The organism is Pseudomonas sp. SIMBA_068, assembly GCF_046534705.1.
Classification (GTDB): domain Bacteria; phylum Pseudomonadota; class Gammaproteobacteria; order Pseudomonadales; family Pseudomonadaceae; genus Aquipseudomonas; species Aquipseudomonas putida.
This window is the reverse complement of sequence record NZ_JAWRYI010000771.1, coordinates 1-263: the sequence shown is the minus strand read 5'-3', so window position 1 is coordinate 263 and position 263 is coordinate 1. Positions and strand designations below refer to the sequence as shown.

Genomic DNA, 263 nt, shown 5'->3' with positions numbered 1-263 from the left:
ACAGAGGGTGAGGGCAGTTGCTTTACAGTGCAAATACCGCTGAGCTTATGTATTGCGCCTACAGAGCAAAGCTATGTTGGCCGAGAGCTTTACATTTTACTCGTTGAAGACGTACCACTTAACGCCGAAATAGCCACTAGTTTATTGGAGCAACGCGGACATGAAGTGCTATGTGCTGCAACGGGCGAAGATGCACTTTCGTTTGTTGATACCGAAGACGACCTAGATTTAGTATTACTTGATATGCAGCTACCCGATATAAA

1 protein-coding gene is annotated in these 263 nt (G+C 45.2%); it reads left to right on the top strand.

Going from position 1 to position 263, the window contains the following annotated elements; translation table 11 throughout:
* A partial coding sequence (locus SB756_RS31380; protein WP_410913407.1) for a response regulator occupies nucleotides 1-263 on the top strand: 263 nt, incomplete at both ends.